We start from the raw sequence: 14,523 nt of genomic DNA, 5'->3' as shown, positions 1-14,523 counted from the left end.
AATCCTCAGCCGACGACGGGCTCACGGCGTGCCTGGCCATTGTGTTGATCATCCTGACGCCCCTTGGCCGTGGCCCCTCGTTGGGCCTTGCCGTCCTTCGCGTCGTCCTGCGACGCATCGCCGGCGCCCTTGCGACGCCACAGCAGCACGCCCAGCAGCCCACCGATCACCGCCGCCACCGCGACCAGCACGAGTGCCGAACCCATGCCGGCAGTGTCACCCTCGAGGAACGCCAGGCCGGCGACGACCACTGCCGGTGCCATGCCGCTATAGACATCCCCCTGGTCATTGATCGGCGTGCTGAAGCTCGACGGCACCCACATGATGCCGGCGACCATCCAGGTGATCACCAGCCGCGGCAGGCGAGGCAGGAACGCCAGGCCCATATAGCCCGTTCCCAGTACCACCAGCGACAGCACCGCATAAATCAGCCACAGTAGCGGCATGGAATCTGAAATCAGCATCGATCACCTCATTCGCGTATGGTAGGTATTAACCAGTGACGCATCTTAGGAAGCGCTGAAGTAATCGCCGAGCATAGCAAAGCGCAAGGCGCCCGGAGCACAGAAAGCGAGACATAACAACAGGTTAGGCGAGCTTTCGAGCACCGAATAACGCAGCGATTCGCATGCACAGGCATTAATTCAGTGTTTTCCTTATTGAATTTACTCCGTTTATGGTACATCCCGCAGCATGAAAGCACAGCCGCCACATGGCCAAAACCCCGATTCGCGCCCGTCCCGCCGCCCGATCGATCATTTCCGACGCCCCGACGACCCGGCCTGGCACTGGCTGGAAGCACGTGACGAACCTGAGGTAACGGCCTTTCTCGAGGCCGCCAATGACGAGTCCAGCCGTTGGTTCGCCCCTCTCGAGCCACTTACCGAAGCGCTTTACCAGGGTCACCTGGCACGCCGCGAACTGGCCGAACGCAGCCTGCCGGTGCCGCTCGACCATTTCACGCTGTGGCACGAAACAGCCGCCGATGCCGACCACCCGGTGTGGTGGCGTCACCCCAATGGTGACCCCGAGGCCAGCGAAGCCTTCTTCGACACCCAGGCCCGCGCCGCCGACCGGGTTTTCTTCGAGGTCGGCGACATGGCCCTGTCCCCGGACGAGGCCTGGCTGGCCTGGACGGAAGACACCACGGGAGACGAGGTCTTCAGCCTGTGGCTGAAAGCCCTGCCGGATGGCGAGCCGGCTCGACTGCTCGAGGATATCGGCCCGGAGCTGTGCTGGGCGGAAGATGGCACGACACTGCTGTTCACGCGCTTCGATGCCACCCAGCGCCCGGAAAGCATCTGGCGACTGCCGCTGACACTCGACGCCGTGCCGAGCGCCGGCAGCGCCTCGCTGATCCTGCGCGAGGACGACCCGGAGTTCTGGCTGGGCATGGGCAAGACCCGCTCGCGGCAGTGGCTGGTACTCGAATCCGCCTCCAAGGACACCAGCGAGACCCACCTGGTTCCCGCCAGCGCCCCGCAGACGCCGGCCTGGTGTTTCCGCGCCCGGGAAGCCGGGGTCGAATACGCCATCGACCACCGTCCCGGCCACTTCTACATGCTGCACAATCGTCAGGCCCCGCACTTCTGCCTGACGCGCCTCGACGAAGCGCAGCCGGATAGCGACGGTGAACGGCTTATCGACCACCGTCATGACACCACCCTGGAGGGCGTCGACGCCTTCACCTGGGGCCTGGTGCTCAGTGAACGCGATCATGACGAGGCCCAGGTACGCCTGCGCGTGATCGAGCTGGATGACCAGCATGGTGTGCAGCGCGATGAATGGCTGCCCCTCGGCGAGCTGCCCTGCAGCCAGGGCCTGGACGCCACGCCGCACTTCGACACCCGGGAACTGCGCCTGCGCGAGGAATCCTTCACCCGGCCGCCGAGCTGGAGCGCACTGGACCTGGACAGCGGCGAACGCCGCCTGCTCAAGCGCCTGCCGGTACATGGCAACCTGCAGCCCGAGCAGCTCACCTGCCGGCGCCTCTGGGCCAGTTCCCATGATGGCGAGCGGGTGCCGGTCTCCGTGGTCATGCGCGCCGACCTGGCGGGCACTGCCCTGCCGACCCTGCTCGACGGCTATGGCGCCTACGGCGAAGTCCAGGACGCCTGGTTCTCGGCCGCCCGCCTGGAACTGCTGGCGCGTGGCGTGGCCTTTGCCGTGGCCCATGTGCGCGGCGGCGGCGAGCGTGGCGAGCCCTGGTATCTGGCCGGCAAGCTGGCCCACAAGACCAACAGCTTTCATGACTTCATCGCCGCCCGCGACGCCCTGGTCGAACAGGGCATCAGCGATGGCCGGCGCATCGTCGCCCACGGCGGCAGCGCCGGCGGTCTGCTGGTCGGCGCCAGCCTCAACCTGGCCCCGGACAGTTTCTGCGCCGCCGTGCTCGACGTGCCCTTCGTCGACGTGCTGCGCACCATGCAGAACCCCGAGCTGCCGCTGACCACCGCCGAATACAGCGAATGGGGCGATCCGCGCGACCCCGAGGTCTACCAGCGCATCGCCGCCTACTCACCGCTCGACAACCTGCCCGAACGCCCCTGGCCGCCGGTCTTCATCCAGGGCGGCTGGCACGACACCCGCGTCTCCTACTGGGAACCGGCAAAGCTCTACGCCCGCCTCAGCGAACGCGCCGACCCGGCGAGCACCCCGCCCCCGCTGCTGCGCACCGACATGGACGCCGGCCACGGCGGCGCCTCCGGACGCTTCAAGGCCTGGCGCGACCACGCCCGCGAAGACGCCTTCATCCTCTGGGCGATGGGGAAGGCGTGAGGCGAGCGGCGAGCGGCGAGCGGCGAGCGGCGAGCGGCGAGCGGCGAGCGGCGAGCGGCGAGCGGCGAGCGGCGAGCGGCGAGCGGCGAGCGGCGAGCGGCGAGCGGCGAGCGGCGAGCGGCGAGCTGGATAGTGCCACCGCGCCCTGAAGCGTCAAGTTTTCAACTCGGACCCCGCGGCTTGCACTCCACAGCTCGTTTCTCGAAGCTCGTCCGCTCAAAGCTCCCTCTGTGCAAACGCCACACTCCGAATCAGTGCGGTGACGTGCTGACCTTCGACCAGGCCGAGCTGGTCGAAGGCGTGGCGGGTCAGGCGGGCGCGCAGCATCTGGTCGCCGAGGCGCAGCCGCAGTTCCATGGTGGTGGGGTCGCCGGGGGGTGCCCAGGCCTGGTCGATGACCGCGGCCAGCTGGTTGCGGTAACTCAGCTCGGCGCTGGGCGAAAGGGCCAGGGCCACGTCGCGCACCGGCACACGCAGCCGAACCCGCTGCCCCGGCGCGGCCTGCAGGGTCGGCACGCTGAGTGACTGGCCATCGTCCAGGCGCAGATGGGTGAGCCCGTAGGCCGTGTCGTGGGCTTGCACGCGGACCTCCAGACGCATCGCGGCATCGAAGCCGCCCAGCGCCTCGCTCAGGTCGCAACGCTGCAGTAGAGCATCCAGTTCCCCCTGTGCCAGCACCCTGCCCGCTTCCATCAACACCAGGGTATCGGCAATCTCCAGCAGCTCCGCCGGTTCATGGCTGACGTAGAGGATCGGCACCTCGACCTCACCGGCCAGGCGCTGGATGTAGCGCAGCAGTTCCGCCTTGCGAGCGCCGTCCAGGCCGGTCAGCGGCTCGTCCAGCAGCAGCATGCGCGGATCACTCAAAAGCGCCCGACCGATGGCCACGCGGCGCGCCTCGCCACCGGAAAGCGTGGCCGGATAGCGCGCCAGCAGAGGCTCGATGCCCAGCAGCTCGACCACGGCCTCGAAGCGCCCCGCCAGATGCCGCGGCATGCCGTAGGTCAGGTTGCCGCGCACGCGATAGTGAGGAAACAGCCGCGCCTCCTGGAAGACCACGCCCAGGCGCCGCCGATGCGCCGGCACCCAGGTGCGCCGTGTCGTGTCCACCAGGGTCTCACCGTTCAAGCGGATACGACCCTGCTCGGGGCGGTCCAGGCCGGCCAGCAGACGCAACAGGCTGGTCTTGCCACTGCCCGAGGGCCCGAACAGCGCCGTGACACCGGGCTCCTCGACCGCCAGGCCGACCTCCAGGGAGAAATCCCCCAGCCGTTGACGCACCTCCAGCTCGAGCATGCTCATGCGTCACGCCCCTGCAGTCGAGCCCGCGCCCGGCGTGCCAGCCACTCGGACGCCACCAGCGAAATCATGGCAATGACCACCGAAATGGCACACAGGCGTGCCGCTGCCGCCTCGCCGCCGGGTGTCTGAATCAGCGAGTACAGCGCCAGCGGCAGGGTTCGGGTTTCCCCGGGGATGTTCGAGGCGAAGGTGATGGTCGCCCCGAACTCCGAGAGCGCCCGGGCGAAGGCCAGCACTCCGCCGGTCAGCAGGCCCGGCAGGGTCAACGGCAGCGTGATGGTCACAAACACCCGCCAGCGCCCGGCACCCAGGGTACTGGCCGCGGCCTCAAGACGCGGATCCACCGCCTCCAGGGAAAGCCGCACGGCCCGCACCAGCAACGGAAAGGCCATCACGCCACCGGCCACCGCCGCCCCCTGCCAGGTAAACGGCAGACTCACGCCCCAGGCCGCGTTCAACCACTGCCCCACCACGCCCTGACTGCCCAGCGTCAGCAACAGCAGATAGCCCACCACCACCGGCGGCAACACCAGCGGCAGATGCAACAAGCCATCCAGCAACGCCTTGCCGGGAAACTCCCGCCGCGCCATCAACCACGCCACGCCAATCCCGGGAATCAGAATCCACGCCAGCGCGACACCCGCCACCTGAAGACTGATCAGAATCGCCTCGATTTCAGCATCGGTCAGCATGGGGGTCCTCGAACGGAGCTAGGTGGGAGGTAAGAACGGTGCTTCCGCGCCTGGAAGAGACAAGAACGCGGCTCGCGCCGCTTGAAGAGGGAAGAAAACCCTTGAAACCACAATTCCGAGACTAGCCTGGCTTCTTCCTTCTTCCTTCTTCCTTCTTCAGCGGAAGCCTTGCGCCTTGAATATCTCCATCGCTTCATCACTCTCCAACCAGCTTCGCAGTTCCAGTGCCGCCGGCGACGGGTCTGCGCCGATGGTGGCGATCGGGTAGGTGATGGGCGGATGGGACGATTCGGGGAACAGGCCCAGCGAGCGGACGGCGTCGCTGGCCAGGGCGTCGGTGCGGTAGACCACGCCCAGCGGGGCTTCACCGCGGGCGACCAGCGCCAGGGCGGCACGCACATTGTCGGCGCGGGCCAGGCACGGTGCCAGGGCCTGCCATTCGCCCAGTGACTGCAATGCCTGACGGGCATAGATACCGGCCGGCACATGGGCCGGGTCGCCGACGGCCAGGCGCTCGCCGTCTGCCAGCCGCTCGGCCAGCGAGTCACCCTCGCCCGGCGCCACATCATCCAGCGGCGAGTCCTGCGCTGCAATCAGCGCCAGGCGGTTATGTACCAGATCGGCCCGCCGGGTCAGGCTCACGTCCTGCTCGCCCAGCCAGTCCATCCACTTGACGTTCGCCGAGATATACACCTCGGCCGGCGCGCCATGAGCGATCTGCCGCGCCAGGGTGGAAGACGCGGCATACACCGGCACCACGTCCACTTCATGGGAGGCCTCGAAGCGGGCCACGGCCGCGTCGATGGCATCGGTCATCGAGGCCGCCGCAAAGAGCTCGACCCGCTCCCCGGCCACGGCGAACGCGGGCAGACACGTCAGCAGTGCCAGCACGCCCCCGCAGAGCCCCCGGCGCAGCCGCCGCACGCCGGTCTCAATCCTCGACGGGAATAATGGCAATGATATGGTCCTCGAGTTCCTCGTCCGGAATGCCCTGCTGGGAGACGGCAAAGCTGCGCACGCTGATGCCCTTGCGATGCACGCGCTGCGGATCGCCCGAAATCAAGGGATGCCAACCGGCCAGCTTGCGCCCCTCCGCCAGACGACGATAGGCGCAGGAGCCCGGCAGCCACTTGAACTCCTCGACACGCTCCGGCGTCAGCTGCTGGCAGTCCGGCACCCGCGCGAAGCGGTTCTCGTAGTCACTGCAACGGCAGCTACCGATATCCAGCAACTCGCAGGCCACATTGAGCACCGCCAGATCGCCATCATCATCCTGCAACTTGACCAGGCAGCACTGCCCGCAACCATCACACAGCGCCTCCCACTCCTCACCGGTCAACTCATCCAGCGGGAAACGCTCCCAGAAACGCTCTCTCATGAAAATCCGGCCAATCAAAGAGGGCCTGCCGGCGACCAATCTTCGCGAGGGCGCTGTAAACCCTTCCGTGGGCGCTACATCTGCCATCCATGGCAGATGACCCTCGCTTCGTTTGGTCCCCGTCGCCCTGAGTTCAACGGGGGGGTTGCCCTTGACTTACCGCTTACCGCTTACAGCTACGTCCCTCTTCCCTCTTCCTTCTTCCCTCATTCTGCTTCCAGCTTACTCAATACTTCCCCTCCGTCGGGGTGCGATACAGGTCCAGCAGATACTCCTCCTTGGCCGGGGGCATCTGCAGGTAATAGCCCTTCTCCTCGATGGCCGCCATGATCGCCGCCCCCGTGGTCCTCGCCAGTGACTTCTCCGGCGTCAGCAGCAGGGTCATGGCCGACACTGGTTCACCGAAGCGCTCCAGCAGGGCCTCGGGAACCTCGTCGAGCCCCTGGCGCTTGTCGACGAACAGATACATGCCGTCCTTGAAGGGACTCTTGAAGACGTCACACAGCAGCTTGCCGTTCAGGTAGCTCATGAGGTTACCGGGGATTCGTTGAGAACATTCGCGAGCCGTTCGGCGAGGCGTTCGCCGCGCCAGCCGCCGGGCAGAGGCAGGTGCTCGCCACGCAAGGCGGCTCCAACCAGCGCCTCCATGTCGCGCCGCCGCAGCAAGAGTTCCGGCGCCACGCCCAGGCTCTCGGCTTCGTCGGTGACCACCTTCTTGAGGGACTTGAGGCGCTTCTTGAAGGCCGCGTCCATCGGCGACCAGGGCGGCGTCGGCAGATCGGCCTCATCGAGGTGCTTCGCCTCGCGCACCAGGCGCAGCAGGGTATCCCCCTCGCGCTTGACCAGCGGCGGTTTGACGCCCTCCACCTCAGCCAGCTCATAGCGATTGTCCGGCATGCGCTCGGCGATGGCGTAGAGCAGCTTGTCGCTGGCCAGCCAGCCACGCGGCAGATCGCGACGCCGTACTTCTCCCTCGCGCCAGATGGTCAGGCGCCGATAGGCCTCGACCTGGCGCGCCGCCAGCCGCCACAGCTGACGCTGCCGCAGGTACCACTGGCCATCACTCTGGGTGTCGCGGCTCGCCTGCTCGGCCAGCTGCTGACACTCTTCCTCGAGCCAGTCCAGGCGCCCATGCCGCAGCAGCGATTCCCGCTGGGCCCGCCACACCGCGACCAGATAGATCACATCCAGCGCCGCATAGGTCTTCTGCGTCTCGCTGAGCGGACGTTCCAGCCAGTTGGAACGCGTCTCGTCCTTGGGCAGGGTCTCGCCGATCCAGAACTCCACCAGCTTCTGATAGCCCATGGACGGCACTTCGCCGATCAGCGCCTGGGCAATCTGCGTATCGACCAGCGGCGCGATGGTCACGCCCGACCACAGGGCGAACACCTCGAGGTCCTCGCTGGAGGCATGCAGCAGCTTGAGCGGCCCTTCGCCCAGCAGCTGGCGAAACGTCTCGGTGCACGACAGCACCGTCGGATCGACCAGATAGGCCGTATCGCCGGCACAGAACTGTATCAGGGCCGGTACGGGATAGAAGGTCCGTTCACGGAAGAACTCGGTATCCAGCGCGATGACATCGGCCTGGGCCACCTCGGCACAGGCCGCATCCAGGGCCTCGGGCGTATCGATCCAGCGAATTTCGGGGGTCAGGGGCATGCAAGGGTCCGGTGGAAAAGTGGGATCACTCGCTCTCGAACGGCAAGCGACCATTGAAAGCGCGGCTCAGGGTACCACCATCGACGTATTCCAGCTCGCCGCCCATGGGTACGCCATAGGCCAGGCGCGACAGCTTCACGCCGCGCGGTCCCAGCTGCGAGGCAATATAGTGCGCGGTGGCCTCGCCCTCCACCGTTGGATTGGTGGCCAGGATCACTTCCTCGACACCCTCTTCGGCCACGCGTCCGTCGAGAAGATCGAGGCCGATATCCTCGGGCCCCACGCCATCCAGCGGCGACAGATGGCCATGCAGCACGAAGTAGCGTCCCTGATAGCCACGCGCTTCCTCGATGGCCAGCAGGTCGGCCGGCGACTCCACCACGCACAGCACGCTGTCGTCTCGGCGGGTGCTGGCACACAGCCCGCAGGTGGTCTCTTCGGTCAGGGTACGGCAGCGTTGGCAATAACCGACCCGCTCCAGGGCCTCGCCCAGCACCTCGGCCAGACGCTGGCCACCCTCGCGGTCGCGTTCGAGCAGATGCATGGTCATGCGTTGCGCGGTCTTGGGCCCCACCCCGGGCAACACCCGGAATGACTCCATCAACCGCTCGACCAGTGGAGAAAAGCTCATGTATTGCCCAGTTCCCAGTAGAAAAGCGCCTGACCCGCGATACAATCCGAGGCGGGCTCGTGCTGGCACGCACCTGACCCGGCGCCTCTCGTCGGATGACGCGCCACCGTCAGGCCTGCACGTTCATGGTGTGCTGACAGCCACATCAGGTTTTACAGGATATGCCACACCCGCATCACAAGGATGATGGGCTCAACCCTTTGCAAGCCCAAGGGAGCGCTGTATAAATAGCCGAGCAGCGTAAAGCGCAAGGCGTAGGAGCACAGAAAACGAGGCATAACATATAGTTAGGCGAGTTTTCGAGCACCGCACAACGCAGCGATTTGCACGCGCAGGCATTTAGACAGTGTTTCCTCAGAAGGGCATCTTGAAACCTGGCGGCAAATTCATCCCCGACGTCGCCTCTTCCATCATCTCCTTGGAACTGGTCTCGACCTTGCGCACCGCGTCATTGACGGCGGCCGCCAGCAGGTCCTCGAGCAACTCCTTGTCTTCCTGCATGACACTCGGGTCGATATCCACCGAAATGACATCATGACGACCGTTCATGGTCACCTTGATCATGCCGGCACCGGCTTCGCCCTGGACCTCGGCCTTGGCCACTTCTTCCTGGGCCTGCTGCATCTTTTCCTGCATTTCCTGGGCCTGCTTCATCAGGCCGTCCATTCCACCCTTCATCATGGCGGTATCCTCATCGTTCAAATGGTGGCGTCGTCGGCCGGTGGGGCCGGCGCCGCCAGGTAATCTGTCGCCCTTCCCTGCAGCGGAGCACCTGCTCTGCCTGAACAGGGCCTGTTTCAGCGGCGGGCAGGCTCCGTGACCGGCTTGACCGATGCCTCGATCAGCTGGGCACCGAATGCCTGCTCCAATTTCTTGACATGGGGGTCGGCGCGCAAGGCTTCAACCGCCTCGCCATGACGCTCGGCCGCCAGGCGATCGGCCTGCTGCTTGGGAGTCTCGCTGCCCGCGGCCAGTTCGCCATCGGCGATTTCCAGGCGACGCTCGAAGCCCGCCGCGGCCAGTGCCTCGCGAATCCGCTCGACATGCACCTCGGCCTGCATCGCTGCCTGGCTCGGGTCCAGGCGTAACTGCAGCGTCTCGCCGTCATCGTTTTCGACCATGCAATGCGCTGCCAGGTTGCGCGTCAACCCGGAAAGCCCCAGGGCATCGAAGCGTGCCAGCCAGTCCTCATGCGTCAGCCGGCTGCCGGAAGCCTCCACGGAGGCGGGCTCTTCGTCCGCGGGCGCAGCATCGGCGAGCGCCGCTTCCTCGGGCTCCACCGCGCTGGCCGGCTGGGACTGGGGCTCGTCAGCGAGGCCGGCCACCGGCTCGGGCGCCGCTTCCCCCGCCGCATCCGCCACGGGTGCGGGATCGGCGTCAGGCTCGACTGCCGGTTGAGTATCGTCCAGCGCCGCCGGGGCATCGCTCGGTTCCAGCGGCGGTCCGGCGTCCGGCGCTTCATCAGCGGCCGCCATGCCGCTTTCCACCGCGTCCTCCGCGCTCGCCTCCTCCGGCAGATCCTCCCAGGGCGGCGTGGTCGCAGGCTGAGCGGGTTCGGCATCAGCCTCGGCCGGAGCACTGGAGGCTTCCGGCTCCGGCGTGCCCTCGGCCTCGGGCTCAGGCTCCGTAGTGGATGAAGGTGACGACGACATCTGCGGCTCGGGTGCCGACGACGGCTGCGCCTCGGCAGGCGTCTCGCCGCCTGAAGCGCCGCTGGCCGGCGCCGTCTCGCCGCCAGTGGACGGCGCACCATGCGAGCCACTGCCCCCCTCGCCGCGCATCGGCAAGGGCGTCTGCGCCGGCTTGGGCACGCCCTGCGGGCGGAAGGCCAGCATGCGCAGCAGCGTCATCTCCAGAGCAGTGCGCAGATCCGGCGCATGGCCCATGTCGCCGCGTCCCTGCACGCCGATCTGGTAATACAGCTGAATATCCTCGGCGGTAAAGCGCGCCGCCAGTGCCAGCAGGTCATCGCGATCGCCATGGCCGTTATCCACGGCATCCGGCACCATCTGGGCAATCGCCAACCGATGCAGGATACCGGTCACGTCATCCAGCACGGCGGCAAAATCCGGCCCCTGTTCGGCCAGGGCCGCGACCTCGGCCAACAGCCGGGCGGCATCCGCCTCGGCCAGCGCCTCGATCAGCGCCAGCACATGGCGATGGTCCAGGGTACCCAGCATGGCCGCCACATCGGCGTGACGAATCTCGCCCTGGCCGAAGGCAATCGCCTGATCGGTCAGGCTCATGGCATCGCGCATCGAGCCTTCCGCCGCCTTGCCCAGCAGCCACAGAGCGCTCTCCTCGAAGGAAACGCTTTCGGCCTCGAGCACCATGGAAAGGTGGCCGACGATGCGCTCGGGGGGCATGTGCTTGAGGGTGAACTGCAGGCAGCGCGACAGCACCGTGGGCGGCAGCTTCTGCGGATCGGTGGTGGCCAGCAGGAACTTCACATGCGGCGGCGGCTCTTCCAGCGTCTTGAGCAGCGCATTGAAACTGCTGGTGGAGAGCATGTGCACCTCGTCGATGAGGTACACCTTGTAGCGCCCCTGGGTCGGCGCGTACTGCACATTGTCGAGCAGCTCGCGGGTATCCTCGACCTTGGTGCGCGAGGCCGCATCGACCTCGAGCAGATCGACGAAGCGACCCTCGTCGATGGCCTGGCAATTCGAGCACTCGCCACACGGCTGCGAGGTCACCGCCTCGTCGCCCGGCCCGCCCGCCGTACAGTTCAGGCACTTGGCCAGGATACGCGCCAGGGTGGTCTTGCCCACGCCGCGCGTGCCGGTGAACAGATAGGCATGGTGCAGCCGCCCCTGATCCAGCGCGTTGACCAGGGCACGTTGCACATGCTCCTGCCCGACCAGTTCATGAAAGGTGCGCGGCCGCCACTTGCGGGCCAGTACCTGATAGCTCATGCGGCTCGGAATCCTTGCAGCGAGGCTGGCTCACAGCCAAATAAGATCTGACCCGCCGGCCACGGCGAATCTTGAGAAAGTTACTGCATTCTACCGGGTGGCGACCGGGGCGCAAAGCATCATGCCAGCATGCTATGTCGAGGCAAGAAAAGATAACGGTTGTTTGCTACCGTCGGGCCAGCTCTGTCGCTTGGAGCATCTGCCCCCCCCCTCGCCCACGCAAGGATCGCTGTCATGCCACCACTACTGCTCTGGACCCTCGCTGCCCTGGCCGGTACGGCCGTCATCTGGTGGGGCAGCGGCCTGCTCGAACGCGCCAGCGAGCGACTGGCCGCCTATTACCGACTGCCCGACATCGTCCAGGGCGCCATCGTGGTGGCCGTCGGCTCGAGCTTTCCAGAGCTCTCCACCACGGTGATCTCGACACTGATTCACGGCGAGTTCGAGCTGGGCGTGGCGGCCATCGTCGGCTCGGCACTGTTCAACATCCTGGTGATCCCGGCGCTGTCCGGCCTGGCCAGCCAACATGCGCTGACCGCCAATCGTGACCTGGTCTACAAGGAAGCCCAGTTCTACATGATCGCCGTGGCGGTGCTGACCCTGACCTTCGCCTTCGCGGCGATCTATTACCCGGGCGAGACCGACGGCGGGATCATCACTGGCGAGATAACGCCCCTGCTGGCGCTGATTCCCATCGCCCTGTATGGCCTCTATCTGTTCGTGCAGTACCAGGACACCCTGGAGCACGAGTCCGATGTGGTGGCCGACGACATTCGGCCCGGGCGCGAGTGGCTGCGTCTGGGACTGTCGCTGTTGGTGATCGTGGTGGGGGTCGAGGCCCTGGTGCAGGCCGCCATCAACTTCGGCGAGATCTTCGGCACACCGAGCTTCCTGTGGGGCATTACCGTGGTGGCGGCCGGCACCTCGATTCCCGATGCTTTCGTATCGATTCGCGCGGCGCGTCAGGGGCGCGGCATCACCAGCATTGCGAATGTGCTGGGCAGCAATACCTTTGACCTGCTGATCTGCATCCCCGCCGGGGTACTGATCGCCGGCGGCGCCATGGTCAACTTCTCGGTGGCCGCGCCCATGATGGGGGCGCTGACCGCCGCCACCGTGGCGCTGTTTCTGATGATGCGCACCAGGATGGTGCTCTCGAAACCGGAGTGCGGCGTCCTGTTGATGCTTTATGTCGCCTTCATCATCTGGATCTCGGCCGAGAGCTTCGGCGCCCTGGACTGGGTGCCCCATCTACCACCGGCCTGATGGGCCTCACCGGCTTCGGGACGCCGGGTGGTAACGTCTCGCTTGCTCGGCGGCGGCTGCGCGCCCCGCCATCCATCTCGTGGGTAAGAGGAACACTCATGACCAGTATCGTCATCGGCGCTTCCAGCGCGATTGCCCGGGCTGCCATCCAGCGACTGCTGGAACGCGGCCAGACGGTGCATGCCATCAGCCAGCGCCCGCGGCCCGTTTCCCTGTCCGATGAACGACTCAGCTGGTGGCAGTGCCGCCATGAGGCGGCCGACATCGAGGCCCAGGTCGACCAGCTGGCCGAGCGGATTGCCGATGCCCCGATCGACCGCGTACTGATCTGCAATGGCCGGCTGCACAGCGAGAGCATCGACGTCGAGAAAAAGCTCGACGACCTGCAGGTGGAGAGCTTTCACCAGCTCATGGACAGCAACGCCCTGATCCCCGCCCTCTGGCTGCGCTCGCTGCTGCCGCTGCTGAAAAAGCACGATACCCGCATCGCGGTGTTCAGTGCGCGTATCGGCAGCATCGGCGACAACCGTCTGGGCGGCTGGTACAGCTATCGCGCCAGCAAGGCGGCACTGAACATGCTGCTGAAAACCGCGGCGGTGGAATACGCCCGCATCGCCAAGGGTGTGAAGCTGGTGGCCTTTCATCCCGGCACCACCGACACCCCGCTCAGCAAGCCCTTCCAGGCCAAGGTGCCGAAGGGCAAGCTGTTCACCCCGGACTTCGTGGCGTCGCGGCTGCTGGATATCCTCGATACCGTGGAGGCGGACCGCACCCTGAGCTTTCTGGACTGGGACGGCCAAGCCATCGACTGGTAGTGGCGCCGGCTCAGGGGTGCGTCGCGCTGGCCTCCTCGAATCCCTGCAGGACATTGACGACATTGGTGCCGATCGCCTCCACGGCATAGCCGCCTTCCATCAGGAAGGTGGTCGGCACGCCCAGGCCGGCCAGGCGACGGCCCATCTCGCTGAAGTCGTCGCTGGTCAGCTTGAACTCGCTGATCGGGTCATCTTCGAAGGCATCCACGCCCAGCGAGACGATCAGCAGTTCACACTCCGCCGCGCGGAGGCGCGCCAGGGCATCATCGAGCGCCTGCACCCAGACATCGAACGCACTGCCCGGTGCCAGCGGATAGTTGGCGTTGAAACCCTCTCCCCTGCCGTGTCCGACTTCACTGGCATGCCCCAGAAAGTACGGGAAGCAATGGCGGGGATCGCCGTGTATCGAGGCGAAGAAGACATCATCACGCTCGTAGAAGATCTGCTGGGTGCCGTTGCCGTGGTGAAAGTCGACATCGAGGATGGCCACGCGGTGCTTGCCGCTGTCCAGGGCGTACTGGGCGGCCACGCCGGCATTATTGAAGAAACAGTAACCGCCGAACTGATCGCTGGCGGCATGATGGCCGGGCGGCCGGCACAGGCCGAAGGCCGGCTCGCCCGTGGTCAGGCTGTGGCGCACGGCGGACAGCGCGATGTCCTTGCTGGCCTGGGCGGCCTCGAAGGTACCTTCACAGATCGAAGTATCCGCCGAGAGCGCATAGTGGCCGAGCCGGCCATCCAGATGATCCGGGATGACATCCCCCGGCATGGTGCGCGTCGGCCAGATCCAGGCGATGGCCTCGCCCTTTCGCCCCAAGGCACACCACTGCTCCCAGCACTCGGCGAGAAACTGCACATAGTCCGGGTCATGAATGGCCAGCACCGGCTCGAGACCGAAAGCCTCCGGCTCGCGCACCTCGCCCAGGCGGGCTTGCTGAATGCGCTTGAGCACCAGATCGACCCGCTCGGGGCATTCGTACGGGGCAACAAGAACGCCGCCATCCAGCTCGGTGCGCGCCCGGCGCAGCTGGGTGGCGACGGTGTGAAAGGTCAACATCGGGGCAGGCGTCCTTCAGGGCTGATTCAT

14 protein-coding genes are annotated in these 14,523 nt (G+C 66.2%); 3 read left to right on the top strand and 11 right to left on the bottom strand.

Annotation, left to right across the window (positions count from 1 at the left end):
- Positions 1-5: 5 nt before the first annotated feature.
- Positions 6-464 (bottom strand): hypothetical protein, encoded by a 459-nt coding sequence (locus QWY79_RS00210; protein ID WP_290268704.1) that lies wholly within the window; start codon positions 462-464, stop codon positions 6-8.
- A 229-nt stretch (positions 465-693) separates the two neighbouring features.
- On the opposite strand from QWY79_RS00210, the gene QWY79_RS00205 reads away from it, so the two are divergent.
- Complete coding sequence (locus tag QWY79_RS00205) at positions 694-2,778, top strand: S9 family peptidase (RefSeq protein WP_290268702.1); 2,085 nt, start codon at positions 694-696, stop codon at positions 2,776-2,778.
- Positions 2,779-2,994: 216 nt separating this feature from the next.
- On the opposite strand, the gene modC is transcribed toward QWY79_RS00205, so the two are convergent.
- The 9 genes from modC to dnaX all read right to left on the bottom strand — a co-directional run bounded on the left by modC (position 2,995) and on the right by dnaX (position 11,355).
- Positions 2,995-4,080, bottom strand: coding sequence for a molybdenum ABC transporter ATP-binding protein (gene modC / locus QWY79_RS00200; RefSeq protein ID WP_353960349.1), 1,086 nt, complete (start codon positions 4,078-4,080; stop codon positions 2,995-2,997).
- On the bottom strand, positions 4,077-4,772 hold the full coding sequence (gene modB, locus QWY79_RS00195; RefSeq protein ID WP_141317905.1) for a molybdate ABC transporter permease subunit: 696 nt from the start codon (positions 4,770-4,772) through the stop codon (positions 4,077-4,079). The genes modC and modB overlap by 4 nt, the downstream gene beginning before the upstream one ends.
- A gap of 156 nt (positions 4,773-4,928) precedes the next feature.
- On the bottom strand, positions 4,929-5,696 hold the full coding sequence (gene modA, locus QWY79_RS00190) for a molybdate ABC transporter substrate-binding protein (protein WP_290268699.1): 768 nt from the start codon (positions 5,694-5,696) through the stop codon (positions 4,929-4,931).
- Positions 5,697-5,703: 7 nt separating this feature from the next.
- Positions 5,704-6,150 (bottom strand): YcgN family cysteine cluster protein, encoded by a 447-nt coding sequence (locus QWY79_RS00185; RefSeq protein ID WP_290268697.1) that lies wholly within the window; start codon positions 6,148-6,150, stop codon positions 5,704-5,706.
- Positions 6,151-6,376: 226 nt separating this feature from the next.
- Positions 6,377-6,679 (bottom strand): YcgL domain-containing protein, encoded by a 303-nt coding sequence (locus QWY79_RS00180; RefSeq protein ID WP_290268695.1) that lies wholly within the window; start codon positions 6,677-6,679, stop codon positions 6,377-6,379.
- Positions 6,676-7,809, bottom strand: a complete 1,134-nt coding sequence (rnd, locus tag QWY79_RS00175; RefSeq protein ID WP_290268693.1) for a ribonuclease D — start codon at positions 7,807-7,809, stop codon at positions 6,676-6,678. The genes QWY79_RS00180 and rnd overlap by 4 nt, the downstream gene beginning before the upstream one ends.
- 25 nt (positions 7,810-7,834) lie before the next feature.
- The gene (gene recR, locus QWY79_RS00170) at positions 7,835-8,440 is read right to left on the bottom strand and encodes a recombination mediator RecR (RefSeq protein ID WP_290268691.1); all 606 of its coding nucleotides are present in this window, start codon (positions 8,438-8,440) and stop codon (positions 7,835-7,837) included.
- A gap of 354 nt (positions 8,441-8,794) precedes the next feature.
- Positions 8,795-9,121 carry a YbaB/EbfC family nucleoid-associated protein gene (locus QWY79_RS00165; RefSeq protein ID WP_141317893.1) on the bottom strand — a complete coding sequence of 109 codons (327 nt, stop codon included), beginning with the start codon at positions 9,119-9,121 and terminating at the stop codon, positions 8,795-8,797.
- A 116-nt stretch (positions 9,122-9,237) separates the two neighbouring features.
- Positions 9,238-11,355 (bottom strand): DNA polymerase III subunit gamma/tau, encoded by a 2,118-nt coding sequence (dnaX, locus tag QWY79_RS00160; RefSeq protein ID WP_290268685.1) that lies wholly within the window; start codon positions 11,353-11,355, stop codon positions 9,238-9,240.
- Positions 11,356-11,589: 234 nt separating this feature from the next.
- On the opposite strand from dnaX, the gene QWY79_RS00155 reads away from it, so the two are divergent.
- Positions 11,590-12,621, top strand: a complete 1,032-nt coding sequence (locus QWY79_RS00155) for a sodium:calcium antiporter (RefSeq protein ID WP_290268683.1) — start codon at positions 11,590-11,592, stop codon at positions 12,619-12,621.
- A 98-nt stretch (positions 12,622-12,719) separates the two neighbouring features.
- Positions 12,720-13,436 (top strand): SDR family NAD(P)-dependent oxidoreductase, encoded by a 717-nt coding sequence (locus QWY79_RS00150; RefSeq protein WP_290268681.1) that lies wholly within the window; start codon positions 12,720-12,722, stop codon positions 13,434-13,436.
- A 10-nt stretch (positions 13,437-13,446) separates the two neighbouring features.
- On the opposite strand, the gene QWY79_RS00145 is transcribed toward QWY79_RS00150, so the two are convergent.
- A complete protein-coding gene (locus tag QWY79_RS00145; RefSeq protein ID WP_290268679.1) occupies positions 13,447-14,493 on the bottom strand; it encodes a histone deacetylase family protein in 1,047 nt (348 codons plus the stop codon).
- Between the last annotated feature and the right edge of the window lie 30 nt (positions 14,494-14,523).

It is taken from the genome of Halomonas sabkhae (assembly GCF_030409265.1).
GTDB classification, from domain to species: domain Bacteria; phylum Pseudomonadota; class Gammaproteobacteria; order Pseudomonadales; family Halomonadaceae; genus Halomonas; species Halomonas halmophila.
Note: the sequence above shows the minus strand (reverse complement) of the source record. Positions and strands in the feature narration are given on the sequence as shown.